General features: G+C 51.7%; 1 pseudogene. It reads left to right on the top strand.

Going from position 1 to position 590, the window contains the following annotated elements:
• Positions 1–570: pseudogene (locus tag ACTHUR_RS16140) on the top strand (oxygen-independent coproporphyrinogen III oxidase); the annotation flags it as partial.
• Positions 571–590 lie beyond the last annotated feature (20 nt).

Raw genomic sequence — 590 nt, 5'->3', positions numbered from 1 at the left:
ATGCTGCAATATTGCGTCCAAACCCTGACTGAGCGAGGCTACGTTTTCATCGGCATGGACCACTTTGCCAAACCTGACGACGAGCTCTCCATCGCCCTCAAAGAAGGTTTCCTGCAACGAAATTTCCAAGGTTATTCCACCTATGCCGACTGTGACTTGGTGGCGATCGGCGTATCCTCTATTGGCAAAATCGGCAGCACCTACTCCCAAAACGAGCGCGACATCGATACCTATTACGCCGCACTCGATGCCGGACATCTGCCGATTATGCGCGGCTACCAGCTCAATCAAGACGACATTTTGCGCCGCAACATCATTCAGGATTTGATGTGCCGCTTCTCGCTCGACTATCGGATTTACGAAAGCGTGTTCGGCATTCCGTTTAGCCGTTATTTTGCAGCCGAACTGGAAGATATGAAGCAACTGGAAACCCTCGGCCTGGTCCACCTCAAACCGCACGGCCTGACCGTTACGCCGAAGGGCCGTTTCCTGATCCGCAACATCGCCATGGTGTTCGACTACCATTTACGCCATAAAGAAACCAAAGCCAAATACTCGCAAACCGTATAAACACTTAGGCCGTCTGAACA

It is taken from the genome of Neisseria sp. P0021.S007, assembly GCF_051956855.1.
The sequence above is the reverse complement of the archived record's forward strand: the minus strand, read 5'-3'. Positions and strand labels throughout refer to the sequence as shown.